The 17,258-nt window shown below is 72.9% G+C and carries 14 protein-coding genes; 11 read left to right on the top strand and 3 right to left on the bottom strand.

The features are described from left to right. The first annotated feature begins 36 nt into the window (after positions 1–36). The 3 genes from ACZ60E_RS27735 (at position 37) to ACZ60E_RS27725 (ending at position 3,431) form a co-directional block, all read left to right on the top strand. Positions 37–885 (top strand): GNAT family N-acetyltransferase, encoded by an 849-nt coding sequence (locus ACZ60E_RS27735; RefSeq protein WP_469443966.1) that lies wholly within the window; start codon positions 37–39, stop codon positions 883–885. Between the two features lie 156 nt (positions 886–1,041). Then, on the top strand, positions 1,042–1,620 hold the full coding sequence (locus ACZ60E_RS27730; RefSeq protein WP_384816297.1) for a GNAT family N-acetyltransferase: 579 nt from the start codon (positions 1,042–1,044) through the stop codon (positions 1,618–1,620). Positions 1,621–1,736: 116 nt separating this feature from the next. Beyond that, the gene (locus ACZ60E_RS27725; protein WP_453794064.1) at positions 1,737–3,431 is read left to right on the top strand and encodes a proline--tRNA ligase; all 1,695 of its coding nucleotides are present in this window, start codon (positions 1,737–1,739) and stop codon (positions 3,429–3,431) included. A gap of 112 nt (positions 3,432–3,543) precedes the next feature. Here ACZ60E_RS27725 and ACZ60E_RS27720 read toward each other — a convergent pair whose 3' ends face one another. The 3 genes from ACZ60E_RS27720 to ACZ60E_RS27710 form a co-directional block, all read right to left on the bottom strand. After that, positions 3,544–4,437, bottom strand: coding sequence for an aminoglycoside phosphotransferase family protein (locus ACZ60E_RS27720; protein WP_469443964.1), 894 nt, complete (start codon positions 4,435–4,437; stop codon positions 3,544–3,546). A gap of 35 nt (positions 4,438–4,472) precedes the next feature. After that, positions 4,473–4,934: a ferritin-like domain-containing protein gene (locus ACZ60E_RS27715; protein WP_469444261.1), complete on the bottom strand. Its 462-nt coding sequence runs from the start codon at positions 4,932–4,934 to the stop codon at positions 4,473–4,475. Positions 4,935–4,999: 65 nt separating this feature from the next. After that, complete coding sequence (locus ACZ60E_RS27710; RefSeq protein WP_469443963.1) at positions 5,000–5,557, bottom strand: hypothetical protein; 558 nt, start codon at positions 5,555–5,557, stop codon at positions 5,000–5,002. A gap of 207 nt (positions 5,558–5,764) precedes the next feature. Here ACZ60E_RS27710 and rimP point away from each other — a divergent pair, with 207 nt between their 5' ends. The 8 genes from rimP to ACZ60E_RS27670 all read left to right on the top strand — a co-directional run bounded on the left by rimP (position 5,765) and on the right by ACZ60E_RS27670 (position 17,228). Further along, positions 5,765–6,280, top strand: a complete 516-nt coding sequence (gene rimP, locus ACZ60E_RS27705; RefSeq protein WP_384816282.1) for a ribosome maturation factor RimP — start codon at positions 5,765–5,767, stop codon at positions 6,278–6,280. Between the two features lie 2 nt (positions 6,281–6,282). Next, positions 6,283–7,353 carry a transcription termination factor NusA gene (gene nusA / locus ACZ60E_RS27700; RefSeq protein ID WP_384816280.1) on the top strand — a complete coding sequence of 357 codons (1,071 nt, stop codon included), beginning with the start codon at positions 6,283–6,285 and terminating at the stop codon, positions 7,351–7,353. Positions 7,354–7,477: 124 nt separating this feature from the next. Then, positions 7,478–7,774: a YlxR family protein gene (locus ACZ60E_RS27695; RefSeq protein WP_189775353.1), complete on the top strand. Its 297-nt coding sequence runs from the start codon at positions 7,478–7,480 to the stop codon at positions 7,772–7,774. Between the two features lie 146 nt (positions 7,775–7,920). Continuing rightward, a complete protein-coding gene (gene infB, locus ACZ60E_RS27690) occupies positions 7,921–11,103 on the top strand; it encodes a translation initiation factor IF-2 (protein WP_384816276.1) in 3,183 nt (1,060 codons plus the stop codon). Between the two features lie 369 nt (positions 11,104–11,472). Next, positions 11,473–11,769: a DUF503 domain-containing protein gene (locus tag ACZ60E_RS27685; protein ID WP_107021736.1), complete on the top strand. Its 297-nt coding sequence runs from the start codon at positions 11,473–11,475 to the stop codon at positions 11,767–11,769. Between the two features lie 58 nt (positions 11,770–11,827). Next, a complete protein-coding gene (gene rbfA / locus ACZ60E_RS27680; RefSeq protein WP_469443958.1) occupies positions 11,828–12,301 on the top strand; it encodes a 30S ribosome-binding factor RbfA in 474 nt (157 codons plus the stop codon). After that, positions 12,298–13,203: a tRNA pseudouridine(55) synthase TruB gene (gene truB, locus ACZ60E_RS27675; protein WP_469443957.1), complete on the top strand. Its 906-nt coding sequence runs from the start codon at positions 12,298–12,300 to the stop codon at positions 13,201–13,203. The genes rbfA and truB overlap by 4 nt, the downstream gene beginning before the upstream one ends. Before the next feature lie 323 nt (positions 13,204–13,526). Further along, positions 13,527–17,228: a trypsin-like peptidase domain-containing protein gene (locus tag ACZ60E_RS27670; RefSeq protein ID WP_469443955.1), complete on the top strand. Its 3,702-nt coding sequence runs from the start codon at positions 13,527–13,529 to the stop codon at positions 17,226–17,228. Positions 17,229–17,258 lie beyond the last annotated feature (30 nt).

The following is a 17,258-nucleotide window of genomic DNA, read 5'->3' as shown; positions in this document are numbered from 1 at the left end:
CGGAGATCAGCAGACCTGATGGTGAAGGCCCCGCACGTGTTGACGCAGACGACCACCAGAGTCCTCGAACCGAGCGACCTGGACGCCGCGCTCGCCGTCCTCGACCGCGAGCCGGTGGCGAACGCCTTCGTCACCTCCCGCGTACAGGTCGCCGGCTTGGACCCCTGGCGCCTCGGCGGCGAGATGTGGGGCTGGTACGAGGACGGCATGCTCACGTCCCTCTGCTACGCGGGCGCCAACCTCGTCCCGATCTGCGCCACCCCCCGCGCCGTACGCGCCTTCGCGGACCGCGCCCGCAGGGCGGGCCGCCGCTGCTCCTCCATCGTCGGCCCCTCCGACGCCACCGCCCAGCTCTGGCGCCTGCTCGAACCGAACTGGGGCCCCGCCCGTGAGGTCAGGCCGCACCAGCCCCTGATGGTCGCCGACCGGCTCCCCGCCGACATCGCCCCGGACCCGTACGTCCGTCGCATCCGCAAGGACGAGATGGAGACGATCATGCCGGCGTGCGTGGCGATGTTCACGGAGGAGGTCGGCGTCTCCCCGCTCGCGGGCGACGGAGGCCTGCTCTACCAGGCGCGGGTCGCCGAACTCGTCGGCTCCGGGCGCTCGTTCGCCCGCGTCGACCGCGACGGCCGGGTCGTCTTCAAGGCGGAGATCGGCGCCGCGACCCACCAGGCCTGCCAGATCCAGGGCGTCTGGGTCGCCCCCGAGTACCGCGGCCAGGGCTACGCGGCCCCCGGCATGGCGGCGGTCCTGCGCTACGCCCTCGCGGACGTGGCCCCCCTGGTCAGCCTCTACGTCAACGACTACAACACCGCGGCCCGAGCCACCTACCGCAGAACGGGCTTCCAGGAAATAGGCGCGTTCATGAGCGTCCTGTTCTGAGAGGCGCAGCCCCGCAGGGGCGCGCCGTCAGGGGCGCGGGGCTGTGACACTTGCGGCTCCGCCGCGGGGCGCGACCAGCCGCATCGGACCCGCACCCGACAAGTCCACCGGCACGCGCAGCCCACGCAGTGGAGACCCCCAGGTAGTCTCCGGGTCATGCTGCGCTTCCCCGGTCAGCCCGGTCAGGGCCCCCACACCCCCGACGACATCGTCATCGGCCCCCTGGACCTGGCCACCCGTATCGACGAGGCGCTGAACGTCCAGGCCGTGGCCTTCGGGCTCGGCGCGGACGAGATCGCCGTACGACGCCAGATCGTGCTCCGGCACCTCACCTTCCCCGGCGCCCGCGCGCTCGGCGCGACCACCGCCGACGGGCGCCTCGCCGGCTTCGTCTACGGCATGCCCAACGACCGCGCGCACTGGTGGTCCACCGTCGTCGAGCCCTATCTGCGCGGACGGGGACACGACGGCTGGCTGGACGACTCCTTCGTGATCACCGAACTGCACGTCCACCCGGACTTCCAGAACCGCGGGGTCGGCCGCGCCCTGATCACCACGATCACGGACAGCGCCGCCGAACCGCGCTCGATCCTCTCCGCGATCGACAAGGAGAGCCCGGCCCGTGGCCTGTACCGCTCGCTCGGTTACGAGGACCTGGTCGTCCGGGTCCTGTTCCCCAGCGCACCGAAGCCGTACGTGGTGATGGGCGCCCCGCTGCCCCTCAGACGCCGCTGACGGACCCCTCCGCCGGGCCCCCGCCCGCCGCCTCTGCCGCCGAAACGGATTTCCGGCGACGGCGGCCCCCCGGCTAACCTCCAAGCACCACCCTTACGCAGCAGGAGTCGAGAACCATGGCCCAGGTCCAGCGCATGTCCCGTTTGATGGTCAAGACACTGCGTGACGACCCGGCGGACGCCGAGGTGCTCAGCCACAAGCTCCTGGTGCGCGCCGGTTACGTCCGCCGGACCGCCGCCGGCCTGTGGTCCTGGCTGCCGCTCGGCAAGAAGGTGCTGGCCAACGTCGAGCGGGTCGTCCGCGAGGAGATGGACGCCATCGGCGCCCAGGAGGTCACCCTCCCCGCCCTGCTGCCGAAGGAGCCCTACGAGGCGACCGGCCGCTGGGAGGAGTACGGCCCCGAGCTGTTCCGCCTCAACGACCGCAAGGGCGGCGACTATCTCCTCGGCCCGACCCACGAGGAGATCTTCACCCTCCTGGTCAAGGACCAGTGCACGTCCTACAAGGACCTGCCCGTCATCCTCTACCAGATCCAGAACAAGTACCGCGACGAGGCCCGCCCCCGCGCCGGCATCCTGCGCGGCCGCGAGTTCCTGATGAAGGACTCGTACTCCTTCGACACGGAGGACGAGGGCCTCGCCGAGTCGTATGCCCTGCACCGCGCCGCGTACCAGAAGATCTTCGCGCGTCTCGGCCTCGACTACCGCATCTGCGCCGCCACCGCGGGCGCCATGGGCGGCTCCAAGTCCGAGGAGTTCCTCGCCCCTGCCGCGGCCGGCGAGGACACCTTCGCCGACTGTCCGAACTGCGACTACGCCGCCAACACCGAGGCGGTCACGTACGCGCTGAAGCCCGTCGACGCGGCCGGGGTCCCCGCCCTGGAGGAGATCCCCACCCCCGAGACCCCGACCATCGAGACGCTCGCCGCGTACCTGGAGGTCCCCGCCTCCGCCACGCTGAAGAACCTGCTGGTCAAGGTGGCCGGCGAGATCGTGGCCGTCGGCGTCCCCGGCGACCGCGAGGTCGACCTGGGCAAGGTGGAGGCGCACTTCGCCCCCGCCCCCGTCGAACTGGTCACGGCCGAGGACTTCACCGGCCGCGACGACCTCGTACGCGGCTATGTCGGCCCGCAGGGCCTGGAGAAGGTCCGCTACCTCGCCGACCCGCGCGTCGCCCCCGGCACCGCCTGGATCACCGGCGCCAACCAGGACGGCGTGCACGCGAAGAACGTCGTCGCGGGCCGTGACTTCGAGGTCGACGAGTACGTGGACGTGGTCGTCGTGCGCGAGGGCGACCCCTGCCCCGCCTGCGGCACCGGCCTCAAGCTGGACCGCGCCATCGAGATCGGCCACATCTTCCAGCTCGGCCGCAAGTACGCCGACGCCCTCCAGCTCGACGTGCTCGGCAAGCAGGGCAAGCCGGTCCGCGTCACCATGGGCTCGTACGGCATCGGTGTCTCGCGCGCGGTCGCGGCGCTCGCCGAGCAGCACGCCGACGAGCAGGGCCTGGTCTGGCCCGCAGAGATCGCCCCGGCCGACGTCCACGTCGTCGCGGCGGGCAAGGCCCTCCAGACCGAGCTGGCGCTCGACGTCTCGGAGAAGCTGGGCGCGGCGGGCGTCCGGGTGCTCGTGGACGACCGCGCGGGTGTCTCGCCCGGCGTGAAGTTCACCGACGCCGAACTCATCGGCGTACCGAAGATCCTGGTGGCCGGCCGGCGTTCCGCCGAGGGCGTCCTGGAGCTGAAGGACCGCCGCACCGGCGAGCGCGAGGAACTGACGGTGGACGAGGCGATCGCCCGCCTCACGGCGTAGCACGCGGAGTCCCGCGCCCCGCCGCTCAAGGGGCGCGGGGAACTGCGCGCTCAGCCCACGACAACGCGCGCACGACAGCCGACGACCACCCCACGTGGCACCACCCGGCCGCTCACAGCCACGCCGCGAACTCCAGCAGCAGCTCGGCGTCCCGCGGCCGGCCCACCCGCCGGGCCCGTACGCCCGACTCCACGGCCCGGAACAGGGTCCAGCCGCGCAGCCGTTCCTGGTCCAGGTCCAGGGACTCCGCGAGCCGCTTGATCCGCCGGCGGGTGGTCGAGCCGCCGGACGGCGAGGCGATCAGGTCCTCGACCCGGTCGCGGACCAGCCGGGCCAGGTCGAAGGCGCACTCGCCGACCACCGGGTCGGGCCCCACGGCCAGCCAGGGACTGCGTTCGCCGGCCAGGACCTTGCTCTGGCGGAAGGTGCCGTGCAGCAGGTGCGCCCGCGGCGGCGACGCCAGCAGTTCCTCACGGACCGCGAGGGCCGCGTCGACCAGCGGCACCGCCTCCGCGTCGGCGCCCGCCCGCATCGCGTCGGCCTGCCGTCCGGTCCGCTCGGCCACCGTCTCGAAGACATGGTCCGAAGGCGGCTCGACCCAGAGCCGGCGCAGTGTCCCGGCCGCCTCCAGCATCGACTTGGCCTCCGGCAGCGACCGCACGGACACATCGGGATGCAGCCGCTCAAGCAGCAGGACGCCCTCGGTACCGGCCGGCTCCAGAAGACCTACCGCGCCCAGGCCGTCCCAGTGCGCCAGCGCGGCCCGCTCGCTCTCCGGGCGGGCCCGGGGCGGCGCCAGTTTCAGTACGGCGGGGATGCCGTCCGCCAGCCGGACCAGGATCACCAGACTGCCGCGCCCGCCGGGAACCTGCACACGCTCCACGGTCGACCCGCGTAGCGCGACCGCCCGCTCGGCCGCCTCGGGCAGCTTCGCCAGCCAGTCGTCACCACCCGGTGCCGCCTCGCCGAGCGCCCTGACCAGACGCCGCGGCGGTTCGAAAGCCATGCGCGAGTAGTTCCCTTCCCGGTACGGGTGTCCTGCTACGGCTGTCCCGTCGTGCGTGACGAGGTCGGTGCCGCCGACGTGGTGGCGGTGGCCGACCGCTCGGCGAGACCAGGGAAGGCTACGCTCTCGCCGCGCCAGCGCACCGCGCGCACCGCTGCGTCCCGCAGGGCCTGTGCCGCGGCCTGCCGCCGCTCGCCCCCGGCGGCCCGGACGAGGTCGGAGTACACCCCGGCCACGCGGTCCTCCAGCTCGGCGGCGAGCCGCAGGGCGGACTCCGCGTCCGGGACGGTGAAGGGCAGCTTGTAGGCCGCCGCCGCCGGTCCGGGCCTGCCGCCGAGGTCGCGCACCGTGCGGGCCAGCTCGTCACGGCGGGCGCGGTGCGCGTCGTAGGCGGCCCGCGCCTCGGTCCGCCGTGCCTCGCCGATGCGGGCGCCCACGACCCCGTAGCCGTACACGGCGGCGTGCTCGGCGGCGAGCGCGGCCTGCGCGGCCGTCAGCTCCGCCGACGCCTTCGCGGCTGCCTTCGCCCGGGCCCCGCTCGCTTCAGTCCTGCCGGAACCGCTCACTTCTTGTCCTCCGTCAGCAGGAACGCGTGCGCCGCGCCGGCCGCCGCCACCGAGGCGAGCAGCCGGGCCAGCTCTCCCGGCACGTCCGCCAGGGCCTTCATCCGCCGGTCCGCCAACGCGCGCTCGGCCGCGGCGAGTTCGCCGCGGGCGTCCTTCTCCATGACCGGCACCTCGGGGGAGGGGGAGGCGGAGGGGGACGACGCGGTGGGTGAAGCGCTCGCGGACGCGCCGGTGGAGGGCTTCGCCCGCTTGCCGCCCCCGAACGCCTCGGCGTGCTGCACGACCTCCGCGAGCAGCGGTGACAGCCGGGCGTCCAGTGCGGGATGCGCGGCGAGCACGGCCTCGTACCGCCGCGCGAGCTGTTCGCTGTCGCGGGCCGCACGCGCGCGTGCCCGCGCGGCGGCGGACGAACTCCCGCTGGTGGTCCCGGAGGCGGAGTCGGAGCCGGAGCAGCCGACGAGCAGCGCGGAACCGGCGGCGGCTCCGGCGGCCCCGGCGAGCAGGCTCCTTCGGCGCGGTCCCGAGGGGGTGCGCGACGGCAGGGTGAACGGCACGGCAGACGTCCTCGTCAGGGCTCGTACGAACGAAATGGGCGGCAGACCCTTGATCACGGTACCCGCGTACCGCCCCGGGGCCCACCAGCGGCGCCGCCCCGTCTCCGGGCGGGACACGGTGGACGGCAACACCCCTTGGGACCGGATACCCTTTGACCTGACACGCGACCTACCCACAACAGCACACGCGGCCGAGGAGTCACCCGGATGAGCACCACCCAGAGCGAGAGGCTGCGAGAGCTCCTGGAACCGCTCGTCAGCTCGCAGGGACTCGACCTCGAAGAGATCGAAGTGGACTCGGTGGGCCGTAAGCGTGTGCTGCGTGTCGTCGTCGACTCCGACGAAGGAGCCGACCTCGACGCGATCGCCGATGTGAGCCGCGCGCTCTCGGCGAAGCTCGACGAGACCGACGCCATGGGCCAGGGCGAGTACACCCTTGAGGTGGGAACCCCCGGCGCCGAGCGCGAGCTGAAGGAACACCGTCACTACGTACGGGCCACCGGCCGACTCGTGAAGTTCCAGCTGGGCGACAGCGACGAGCTGATCGCGCGGATCGTCACGGTCGACGACGAGGGCGTGGACGTGGAGGTGCCCGGCGTGAAGGGGCGCAAGCCCACCGCCAGGCGGCTCGCCTTCGAGGACATCGCCAAGGCGCGCGTCCAGGTCGAGTTCAACCGCAAGGACAAGAAGGACGAGAAGGACATGGAAGAGGAGGAGGCGTAGCCGTGGACATCGACATGAGTGCCCTGCGGGGCCTGGTGCGGGAGAAGGAGATCTCCTTCGACCTGCTGGTCGAAGCGATCGAGTCGGCCCTCCTCATCGCCTACCACCGCACCGAGGGAAGCCGCCGTCACGCGCGCGTGAAGCTCGACCGGGAGACCGGCCATGTGACCGTGTGGGCGAAGGAGGACCCCGCCGACCTGGAGGAGGGGCAGGAGGCACGCGAGTTCGACGACACCCCGTCGGACTTCGGCCGGATCGCCGCCACCACCGCCAAGCAGGTCATCCTGCAGCGTCTGCGGGACGCGGAGGACGACGCGACGCTCGGCGAGTACGCGGGCCGGGAGGGCGACATCGTCACCGGTGTCGTCCAGCAGGGCCGCGACCCGAAGAACGTGCTCGTCGACATCGGCAAGCTGGAGGCCATCCTGCCGGTGCAGGAGCAGGTCCCCGGTGAGTCGTACCAGCACGGCATGCGGCTGCGGTCGTACGTCGTCCGCGTGGCGAAGGGTGTCCGCGGTCCGTCCGTGACGCTCTCCCGCACGCACCCGAACCTGGTCAAGAAGCTCTTCGCGCTGGAGGTGCCGGAGATCGCCGACGGGTCCGTCGAGATCGCCGCCATCGCCCGCGAGGCCGGCCACCGCACGAAGATCGCCGTCCGGTCCACCCGGTCGGGGCTCAACGCGAAGGGCGCCTGCATCGGCCCGATGGGCGGCCGGGTGCGCAACGTGATGGCCGAGCTGAACGGCGAGAAGATCGACATCGTCGACTGGTCGGACGACCCCGCGGACATGGTGGGCAACGCGCTCTCCCCGGCCCGGGTCTCCAAGGTCGAGGTCGTCGACCTCGCGGCCCGGTCCGCGCGCGTGACCGTCCCCGACTACCAGCTGTCGCTGGCGATCGGCAAGGAGGGCCAGAACGCCCGCCTCGCCGCCCGGCTGACCGGCTGGCGCATCGACATCCGCCCCGACACCGAGCAGACCGGCGAGGACGGCGGTGACCGGCCCGACGAGCGCCGCGAATACCGGCGTGACGATCGCCGGGACGAGCGGCGCGAGGGCCGGTCCGGGGAGTGACCCGGGAATAGACCCGAGCCGCGAGTGGTTTGGATCACGGCGGTTTCACGACAGTTTTATGCGCGGCAACTGTTCGATACTTGCCCCAAAGGGGTGAGGTCGGTGCAGGGAGGTAGACTTAACAGTGTCTGGCCGGACGCATGCCCGAGCATGCCCTGAACGCACCTGTGTGGGGTGTCGGGAGCGGGCGGCCAAGACCGATCTGCTGCGTGCTGTGGCGGCCGAGGGCGAATGCGTCCCCGATCCTCGCGGTACGCTGCCCGGCCGGGGTGCGTATGTACACCCCGCCCTGGTCTGTCTGGACCTGGCGGTCCGCCGCCGGGCGTTCCCACGGGCGCTGCGTGCCCCGGGTCAGCTCGACACAAAGGCGTTGCGCCTGTACGTCGAGCGGCAGACAGTTGCTGAGCAGGCAACACCGTAAGACGTGTCGCACGGATCCCCGTGCGGCCCTGGTACCCCGCGAGTTGGAAGTAGGTCGAGATTGCGATGAGCACTCGATGAGCACGCGATGAGTACGCCCATGAAGTAGCGACGGTCCGGACGCAACCCGGACCTAAAAGGAGCGAAGTGGCTAAGGTCCGGGTATACGAACTCGCCAAGGAGTTCGGGGTGGAGAGCAAGGTCGTCATGGCCAAGCTCCAAGAACTCGGTGAATTCGTCCGTTCGGCGTCCTCGACGATCGAGGCGCCCGTAGTACGCAAACTGACCGACGCCCTCCAGCAGGGCAACGGCGGCGGCAAGCCCGCCCCCCGCAAGGCCGCGCCCGCAAGGCCCGGCCCGGCCCAGGCCGCCCGTCCGGGTCCGGCCGCCCCGCGCCCGCCGGCCCCGAAGCCGGCCGCCGCGGAGAAGCCCGCGGACACCACGGCCCCGGCGGCTCCCGCCGCCCCGGCCTCCGGTACGCGTCCGACGCCGGGCCCCAAGCCCGCGCCGAAGCCCGTCCCGGCGTCCCCGGCTCCGGCCGCCCCCGAGTTCACGGCGCCGCCCGCGGCTCCGGTGACTCCCGCCCCGGCCGCGAACCCGCGTCCGAGCGGTGCGCGTCCCGGCGCCCCGAAGCCCGGTGTCCGTCCGGCAGGCCCCGCACAGGGCGGCCAGGGTGGTCCCGGTCAGGGCCGTGGCGAGCGTCCCGAGCGCGGCGGCGACCGCGGTGACCGTCAGGGCGCCCCGCGTCCCGGCGGCCAGGGCACGCGTCCCGGCGGTCGTCCCGCAGGGCCGCGTCCCGGCAACAACCCGTTCACCTCGGGTGGCTCCACCGGCATGGCACGTCCGCAGACGCCCCGTCCGGGCGGCGCACGTCCCGGCCCCGGCGGACCCGGTGGTTCCGGTGCTCCGGGCGGCGCTCCGCGTCCCCAGGGCGCGGGCCAGGACCGTGGTCCCCGTCCGCAGGGCGGCCCCGGCGGCGCTCCGCGTCCCGGTGGCGGTCCCGGTGGTGCCCGTCCGACTCCGGGCGGCATGCCTCGTCCGCAGGGCGGTCCCGGTGGCGCTCCGCGTCCCGGTGGCGGTCCCGGCGGAAACCGTCCCAACCCCGGCATGATGCCGCAGCGTCCGGCTGCCGGCCCGCGTCCCGGCGGCGGTGGCCCCGGTGGCCGCGGTCCCGGCGGCGGAGGTCGTCCCGGCGGCGGTGCCGGTGGCGGTCGTCCCGGTGGCGGCGGCTTCGCAGGCCGTCCCGGTGGTCCCGGTGGCGGTGGCGGTGGCTTCGCGGGTCGTCCCGGTGGTCCCGGTGGCGGTGGCGGCGGTTTCGCCGGCCGTCCGGGTGGTCCCGGTGGTGGCGGCGGTGGCCGTCCCGGCTTCGGTGGTCGTCCCGGTGGTCCCGGTGGCCGTGGTGGAACACAGGGCGCCTTCGGCCGTCCCGGTGGTCCCGCGCGTCGCGGTCGCAAGTCGAAGCGGCAGAGGCGCCAGGAGTACGAGGCCATGCAGGCCCCGTCGGTCGGCGGCGTCATGCTGCCTCGCGGCAACGGACAGTCCGTCCGCCTGTCGCGCGGTGCCTCGCTCACCGACTTCGCCGAGAAGATCGGCGCCAACCCGGCGTCGCTCGTCGGCGTGATGATGAACCTCGGCGAGATGGTCACTGCCACGCAGTCCGTCTCCGACGAGACGCTGAAGCTCCTCGCGGACGAGATGAACTTCGTCCTTGAGATCGTCAGCCCCGAGGAGGAGGACCGCGAGCTTCTCGAGTCCTTCGACATCGAGTTCGGCGAGGACGAGGGTGGCGAGGAGTTCCTCGTCGCGCGTCCGCCGGTCGTGACCGTCATGGGTCACGTCGACCACGGTAAGACCCGCCTTCTCGACACCATCCGCAAGACGAACGTCGTCGCGGGCGAGGCCGGTGGCATCACCCAGCACATCGGTGCCTACCAGGTCGCGACCGTCGTCAACGAAGAAGAGCGTCGCATCACCTTCATCGACACCCCGGGTCACGAGGCGTTCACCGCCATGCGTGCACGTGGTGCGAAGTCGACCGACATCGCGATCCTGGTGGTGGCGGCCAACGACGGTGTGATGCCCCAGACGATCGAGGCGCTGAACCACGCCAAGGCGGCCGGTGTGCCGATCGTGGTCGCGGTCAACAAGATCGACGTCGAGGGCGCGGACCCGACCAAGGTGCGCGGTCAGCTCACCGAGTTCGGTCTGGTGGCCGAGGAGTACGGCGGCGACACGATGTTCGTCGACATCTCCGCCAAGCAGGGCCTCAACATCGAGAGCCTGCTGGAGGCCGTGGTCCTCACCGCGGACGCCTCGCTCGACCTGCGGGCCAACCCGGAGCAGGACGCGCAGGGTATTGCGATCGAGTCCCACCTCGACCGCGGCCGTGGTGCCGTGGCGACCGTCCTGGTCCAGCGAGGCACCCTGCGGGTCGGCGACACCATGGTGGTCGGCGACGCGTACGGCCGTGTCCGCGCGATGCTCGACGACAAGGGCGAGAACGTGGAAGAGGCGGGTCCCTCGACCCCGGTCCTCGTCCTCGGTCTCACCAACGTCCCGGGCGCCGGCGACAACTTCCTCGTCGTCGACGAGGACCGCACGGCCCGCCAGATCGCCGAGAAGCGCGCGGCGCGTGAGCGCAACGCCAACTTCGCCCGGCGCGGAGTCCGGTTCTCCCTGGAGAACCTGGACGAGGCCCTCAAGGCCGGTCTGGTGCAGGAACTCAACCTCATCATCAAGGGCGACGCGTCTGGTTCGGTGGAGGCTCTCGAGTCCTCGCTGCTCCAGCTCGACGTCGGTGAAGAGGTCGACATCCGTGTCCTGCACCGCGGTGTGGGTGCGGTCACCGAGTCGGACATCGACCTGGCGACCGGATCCGACGCGATCGTCATCGGCTTCAACGTCCGCGCTGCGGGCCGCGCGGCGCAGATGGCGGAGCGCGAGGGCGTCGACGTCCGCTACTACTCGGTGATCTACCAGGCCATCGAGGAGATCGAAGCGGCCCTCAAGGGCATGCTCAAGCCGGAGTACGAAGAGGTCGAGCTCGGTACGGCGGAGATCCGCGAGGTCTTCCGCTCGTCCAAGCTGGGCAACATCGCCGGTGTGCTTGTTCGCTCCGGCGAGGTCAAGCGCAACACCAAGGCGCGGTTGCTGCGCGATGGCAAGGTCATCGCGGAGAGCCTCAACATCTCCGGTCTGCGTCGCTTCAAGGACGATGTCACCGAGATCCGCGAAGGGTTCGAGGGCGGTATCAACCTCGGCAACTTCAACGACATCAAGATCGACGACGTCATCGCGACGTACGAGATGCGGGAGAAGCCGCGCGCGTAGCGCCTGCGGCTCGGCTTGACCGTGTGGGGTTGGCCGACGGGAACTGTTTCCCGTCGGCCGACCCCCACGGGGTTTTTCGCCCCCGCCGCCCCTACCCGTTCCCGTACCTGCCTCGGGGGCGCTGCCCCCGAACCCCAGGTCCTCAAACGCCGGACGGGCTATCTGTCAGCCCGTCCGGCGTTTGAGGACGAGCGCGAAGCGCGATCTGGGGGCGAGGGGCGCAGCCCCATGCAGTGACGGGGAGGGTAGGGGGTGGCGGGGGCGAAAACCCCGTCGAGCGGTACCGGAGGTTCGGGTACCGTTCAAAGCGCCCCGGCAGCAGCCTGGCCGGGCCACCTACCCCGACCCGGCGGGACATCCGGAACACACATGTACGTGGGGACTCTGTCCTTCGATCTCCTCCTCGGCGACGTACGGTCGCTGAAGGAGAAACGCTCCGTCGTCCGCCCGATCGTGGCCGAACTCATCCGCAAGCACGCGGTGAGCGCGGCGGAGGTGGAGCACATGGACCTCCACCGCAGGGCCGTCATCGGACTCGCGGTGGTCTCCGGGGACACCGGTCACCTGACCGACGTACTCGACCGGTGCGAGCGCCTGGTCGCGGCGCGCCCCGAGGTGGAGCTGCTGTCGGTGCGACGGCGGCTGCACGGGGAAGACGACGAATGAGCGTGCGGCGACAAGGATCGCCCGTACACGGATCAGCAGATAAGAGGGAGACGGACCAGTGGCCGACAACGCGCGGGCGAAGAGGCTGGCGGACCTCATCCGAGAGGTGGTTGCCAAGAAGCTGCAGCGTGGGATCAAGGACCCGCGGCTCGGTTCGCATGTGACCATCACGGACACCCGGGTCACCGGGGACCTCCGTGAGGCGACCGTCTTCTACACGGTGTACGGGGACGACGAGCAGCGCGCGGAAGCCGCCGCGGGCCTGGAGAGCGCCAAGGGCGTGCTCCGCTCGGCGGTCGGCCAGGCGGCTGGCGTGAAGTTCACCCCCACGCTGACCTTCGTCGCGGACGCCCTGCCGGACACCGCGAAGACCATCGAGGACCTCCTCGACAAGGCGCGGGCCAAGGACGCCCAGGTGCGCGAGGTCTCGGCCGGCGCCACCTTCGCCGGTGACGCCGACCCGTACAAGAAGCCGGAAGAGGACGACGACGAGTCCGACGGCGACGAGACGGGCGGCGACGCCGCCAAATGACGCAGAAGCAGCAGACGCCCGACGGCCTTGTCATCGTCGACAAGCCGTCGGGCTTCACTTCGCACGACGTGGTCGCCAAGATGCGCGGGATCGCCAAGACCCGCCGCGTCGGTCACGCCGGCACCCTCGACCCCATGGCGACGGGCGTGCTCGTCCTCGGGGTCGAGAAGGCGACCAAGCTCCTCGGGCACCTCGCGCTGACCGAGAAGGAGTACCTCGGCACCATCCGGCTCGGGCAGAACACCCTGACCGACGACGCCGAGGGCGACCTCACCTCGTCGGCCGACGCCTCCGGGGTGACCCGAGAGGCCATCGACGCCGGGATCGCCAAGCTCAGCGGCGACATCATGCAGGTGCCGTCCAAGGTCAGCGCCATCAAGATCAACGGCGTGCGCTCGTACAAGCGGGCGCGCGAGGGCGAGGACTTCGAGATCCCGGCCCGCCCGGTGCGGATCTCGTCCTTCGCCGTGTACGACGTCCGCGGCGCCGTGGCCGAGGACGGCACACCCGTCCTGGACCTGGTCGTCTCGGTGGTGTGCTCGTCCGGTACGTACATCCGTGCGCTCGCCCGTGACCTGGGCGCGGACCTGGGTGTCGGCGGTCATCTGACGGCGCTGCGGCGCACGCGGGTGGGCCCGTACAAGCTCGACACCGCGCGGACGCTCGACCAGCTCCAGGAGGAGCTGACCGTGATCCCGGTGGCGGAGGCCGCCGCGACCGCGTTCCCCCGCTGGGACGTGGACACCAAGCGCGCGCAGCTGCTGACGAACGGTGTGCGGCTGGAGATGCCCGAGGAGTACACCGGGGCCGGGGCCGTCGGGGTGTTCGATCCCGAGGGACGGTTCCTGGCGCTGGTGGAGGAGCAGAAGGGCAAGGCCAAGAGCCTCGCGGTCTTCGTCTGACCGGTCCGCTCTTCAGGTTCTTCCGGCCCGTCGCGGTCTTCGCGTCGTTCGTGTTCCTTCTTTTCTCTTCTTCGTCGTGGAGCGGCGTTCACGGGGTGTCCTGTGGGCGCCGCTCCACTGTCCCCCCTCGGTTCCCCCCACCCAAGGGTGTATCCATCCACCCCCTTCCATTCACCCGTCCGGCCAGGCGCTCGGAGTGAAGCGGGGGAGCGGAAGGGGGCTTGTTCGGCTCGGGATCTGTCGCGGCCGATCATCGCGCGCCTACCGTCGAAAATCGAAGCGTCGAAAGCACGGTACGGCGCGCGCGGCGGGGAGGTTCGAGCATGACCCGGGAGACCTCGGTGACGGCTGAGGCGGATGGCGGAATCCACCGGGGCGTCGCCCGCTCAGTGCCCGACAGGACCGGGCAGCCCGCTGTCCGCTCCGGTGCGGCGGCGGACCGGTCCCTGGTGCGGATCCGGGATCTGGCCGGACGGCCGCGCGGTACCGGCTTCGTCGCGGACCACCACGGCACGGTCGTCACCAGTCACGAGGCGGTGGACGGCCTCTCCCGTCTCGTCCTGTACGCGCCCGCCGGAGACCGCACCTGTCTGGTCCCGGCCGACGCGGTCACCGCTCTCCCGGCCCTCGGCCTCGCCCTCGTCCACTGCGACGGACTGGGCGGCCTCGCCCCCCTCCCGATCACCGTCCGGGACCGCGTGGAGACCGGCACGTACGTCCGGATCGCCGCGGGTGGCTGGCGGGAGGCCCGCGTACTGGGCTCGTCGGCCGTGACCTACACGGCGACCGACCGCTTCCATCTCCTCGATCCGGCGCTGGAACTGGCGATCGGTACGGCCGGCAGTGACGCGCTGCGGCTCGGCGGCGGGGCGGCAGGCGGACCGGTGGTCGACGCGGCCACCGGTGCGGTGGTCGCCGTCCTGGGCACGGCACTCCACTCCGACCGACGGGTCGGCGGCTTCGCCGTACCGCTGTCCACGGGCGGCACGCCCGCCGCCGGCCCGCTCGCCGAACTGCTGGCCCGCAACGCCGCGACGGTCCCCGCCCACGGGGACGACCTCAATCTGGCGGGCGTCCTGGAACTGACGGCCACCGTCGAGTCCCCGGCGGGCTCCGGCGGGGGCCCGTCCGTCGAACGGGCCGCGGTGGTACGGGAGTTCACCGCGTTCACCGAAGGCCCCTGGCAGCCGCCCCACGGCTCGTACGACCCCCACCACGGGTACGGCTCGTCCGGTGTTCTCGCGCTGGTCGGTGCTCCGGGCAGCGGGCGTACGACGGAGCTGGCGGGCCTGGCCGCCCGGCGCAACCAGGGCGCGGAACCGGCCCCGACCCTGTGGCTGCGCGGAGCCGATCTGCGGGACACCGACACGTCGGTGGCCGACGCGGCCCGGCGGACACTGGAGCGCGCGGGACGGATCGTGACCTCGCCCCTCGGCTCCCGGCCGGAGCCCACGGACGGGGACACGGGGGACGGGCCCGGACGCGGGCGGGGCGGACTCGGAGACATCCGGCCCGAGCGGCTGGCCCGCCTCGCCGGGGACGCCGGACGGCCCCTGCTGCTCCTTCTCGACAGCCCCGAGGAGATGCCGCCCGGCCTCGCCCACCGGCTGCCGGAGTGGGCCGCCGCCACCGCCGGCTGGCTGCGGGAACACGGAGTGCGGCTCGTGGTGGCCTGCCGGGACGAGTACTGGGAGTGGGCGGGGGCCTGGTTCCCGCCCGAGCTGCTGTACGGGCCCCGATGGAGCGGCGGCGAGGCGTCCGCGGAACTGCCCGCCTGCGTACGGCTCGGGGACCTGGAGGAGGACGAGGCCCGCGAGGCCCGCGAACGGTACGGGATTCCGGAGGGGGCCCTGGACGGGGCCGACGCACGGCATCCGCTGACCCTGCGGCTGCTGTCCGAGGTGCGGGCCGCGCTGGCCGGAGCCCCGCCCGGGAAGGCGAAGCGGGACGAGGTCTTCGCCGCGTACCTCGATCTGATGTGTCTGCGCGTGGCCGTGCGGCTCGCGGCGGCCAACGGGCTGCGCGGGACGGCGGTGCGGCGCCTCGCGGCCCGCGTCTCCGGGCAGGTGCACGTGGCGGCACGGCGTTGTCTGGGCCCGGGGGAGGGGGAACTGGACCGGGCGGCGTTCGAGACCCTGTTCCCGTGGGGTCCCGTGCCCGACCGGCGGCTCGGCGGCTGCACCGGCTGGGCCTCCGCCGTGCTCACCGAGGGCCTGCTCGTACCGGCCGGGGACGGCTACCGCTTCGCGCACGAGGAGTTCGCCGACTGGATCCAGGGCATGCACCTCGACCTGGACGCGGTGTTCGGAGCCCTGGCGCCCCGCCGCGGCTCCGAGCGCGGCCCGAGCGGGTCCGTGGGTGATCCGAGCGGCCCCGAGTACGAACTGGGCGGGAGCGAGACCTTCGGCATCCCGCGCCACCGCCTCGCGCCCGTGCTCCAGGCCCTCCTTCTCGTGCCGCGTCAACAAGGAGACGATCACCTCACCCTCCGCCTGCGCGAACTGCTCCGCACCCTCGACGACGTGCTCGACGACGCACTCGACCACGCGGACGGTGATGCGGACGCCGATGCGGCCGTCGACCTCTGGTGGGCGACCCGGCTGCTCCGAGGCGTACTGCTCCGGGTGCCCGACGCGACCCCGTATCTCGGAGTGCTGCGGCACCTCGCCGAGCACGTGGTCAGGTGGCGGGCCGAAGGGCGGGCCGTGCCCGAGGAGTTCGGGCCCGGGTTCTGGCGCGGGCTGCCCCTGCCGCGGGCGCACCGCTTCGATCTGCTGCGGCGGCTCGTCGTCGCGGACGGGGCGCCGCCCGCCACCGAACCGCGCTACCTGGACGCCGTGTCCGACCTCCTCGTCGCCGACCCGGCCGGGGTGCAGCCGTACCTCACCCACTGGTTCGACGACGACCGCCCGCTCCCCGCGACCCCCGACGCCACCGTGGCGACCGCCGCACAGGTCCTGCTGCACACCCACCGGCATCGCGCCCCGGACGCCCTGACCGAGGCCCTGGTCGACAGCGGGCACGCGTGCGCGGACGAACTGCTGGACGTGCTCGCCGAGGAGGAGCCGTCCGCGCTCTGCCGGGCGGTCGACCGCTGGGTGCACGACGTCCGCCCGGCCCGGCGGGCCGCGGCGGCGGCCTACGCGCTGCGGACCGCCGCGCACGTACGCACCGAGGCCGACCGGGAGCTGCTGCGCCGGACCGCGCTCGCGCTGCTGGCCCGCCCCGGCGACTGCACGCTGCACGGCGACGCCCTGGCCCTGCTGATCGGTGATCCGCACACCAGGGCCCGCCATCTGCCGCAGGCCCTCGCCCGCTTCCGGGCCCGCGACCCGCGGCTGCCCGCGAGCGTGCTGGCCGCCGCGCTGACCACGCACCCCGCCCCGGTGCTCGCCGCGTTCCACGACCGCCTGCGCGAACCGGACGACGGCACGGACCTGCGTACGCTCGCCGAGGTCACCACACCGGCGCTCGCCCGCCGTGTCGCCGCCCTCGTACGCGAGGTCGCGGAACGGCGTCCGGAGACGGCCGCGCAGGTGGCGGCGCACGTCGACCGGCGGCTGGAGCGGGGCCCCGACGCCGGCGCGGTCCTGTATCCCCTCGTCGCCGGGCTGCTCGACGGGGGCAGGCCGCAGTTGCGGGCCGCGCTCGCCGAGGTGTTCGCGGCGCCCGGCACGCCCGCGTCCCGCCCGCTGCGGCGCGAGTTCCTGGACCTCCTGCTGACGCGCGAACACGATCCGGTGGTGCTGGACGCGCTGGTACGGGCCGGCGTGCAGGGAGCGGCCCCGGGCGACGGGGAACACACCCGCGCGCTCGTCCACACCGTGGGCGTGCTGCTCGTACGCACCCCGGCCGGCGCCACCCTCTTCGACCGCGCCCTCGTCGATCTCGGCCGCCGGGTCCCCGGCTTCGCCGTGCTCGTGTGCCGCTGGCTGGCCGTCGCGCCCGAGGAGTGGTCCACCGTGGTCGGACCGAGTACGGGCCGCATGATCGAGAACCTCGCGGGGGTACGGGTGCCGGTGTGACCCCCCGCTGTCCGCCCCGCCACCGCCGCT

It is taken from the genome of Streptomyces sp. NPDC102514, from assembly GCF_055584525.1.
The sequence above is the reverse complement of the archived record's forward strand: the minus strand, read 5'-3'. Positions and strand labels throughout refer to the sequence as shown.

What these genes read in the sequence shown, in the direction of transcription:
- ACZ60E_RS27685 (WP_107021736.1), top strand. Translation starts at nt 11,473, where the DNA reads ATGTACGTGGGGACTCTGTCCTTCGATCTCCTCCTCGGCGACGTACGG.
- ACZ60E_RS27720 (WP_469443964.1), bottom strand. Translation starts at nt 4,437, where the DNA reads ATGGCTTTCGAACCGCCGCGGCGTCTGGTCAGGGCGCTCGGCGAGGCG.
- truB (WP_469443957.1), top strand. Translation starts at nt 12,298, where the DNA reads ATGACGCAGAAGCAGCAGACGCCCGACGGCCTTGTCATCGTCGACAAG.
- ACZ60E_RS27730 (WP_384816297.1), top strand. Translation starts at nt 1,042, where the DNA reads ATGCTGCGCTTCCCCGGTCAGCCCGGTCAGGGCCCCCACACCCCCGAC.
- rimP (WP_384816282.1), top strand. Translation starts at nt 5,765, where the DNA reads ATGAGCACCACCCAGAGCGAGAGGCTGCGAGAGCTCCTGGAACCGCTC.
- ACZ60E_RS27725 (WP_453794064.1), top strand. Translation starts at nt 1,737, where the DNA reads ATGGCCCAGGTCCAGCGCATGTCCCGTTTGATGGTCAAGACACTGCGT.
- ACZ60E_RS27670 (WP_469443955.1), top strand. Translation starts at nt 13,527, where the DNA reads ATGACCCGGGAGACCTCGGTGACGGCTGAGGCGGATGGCGGAATCCAC.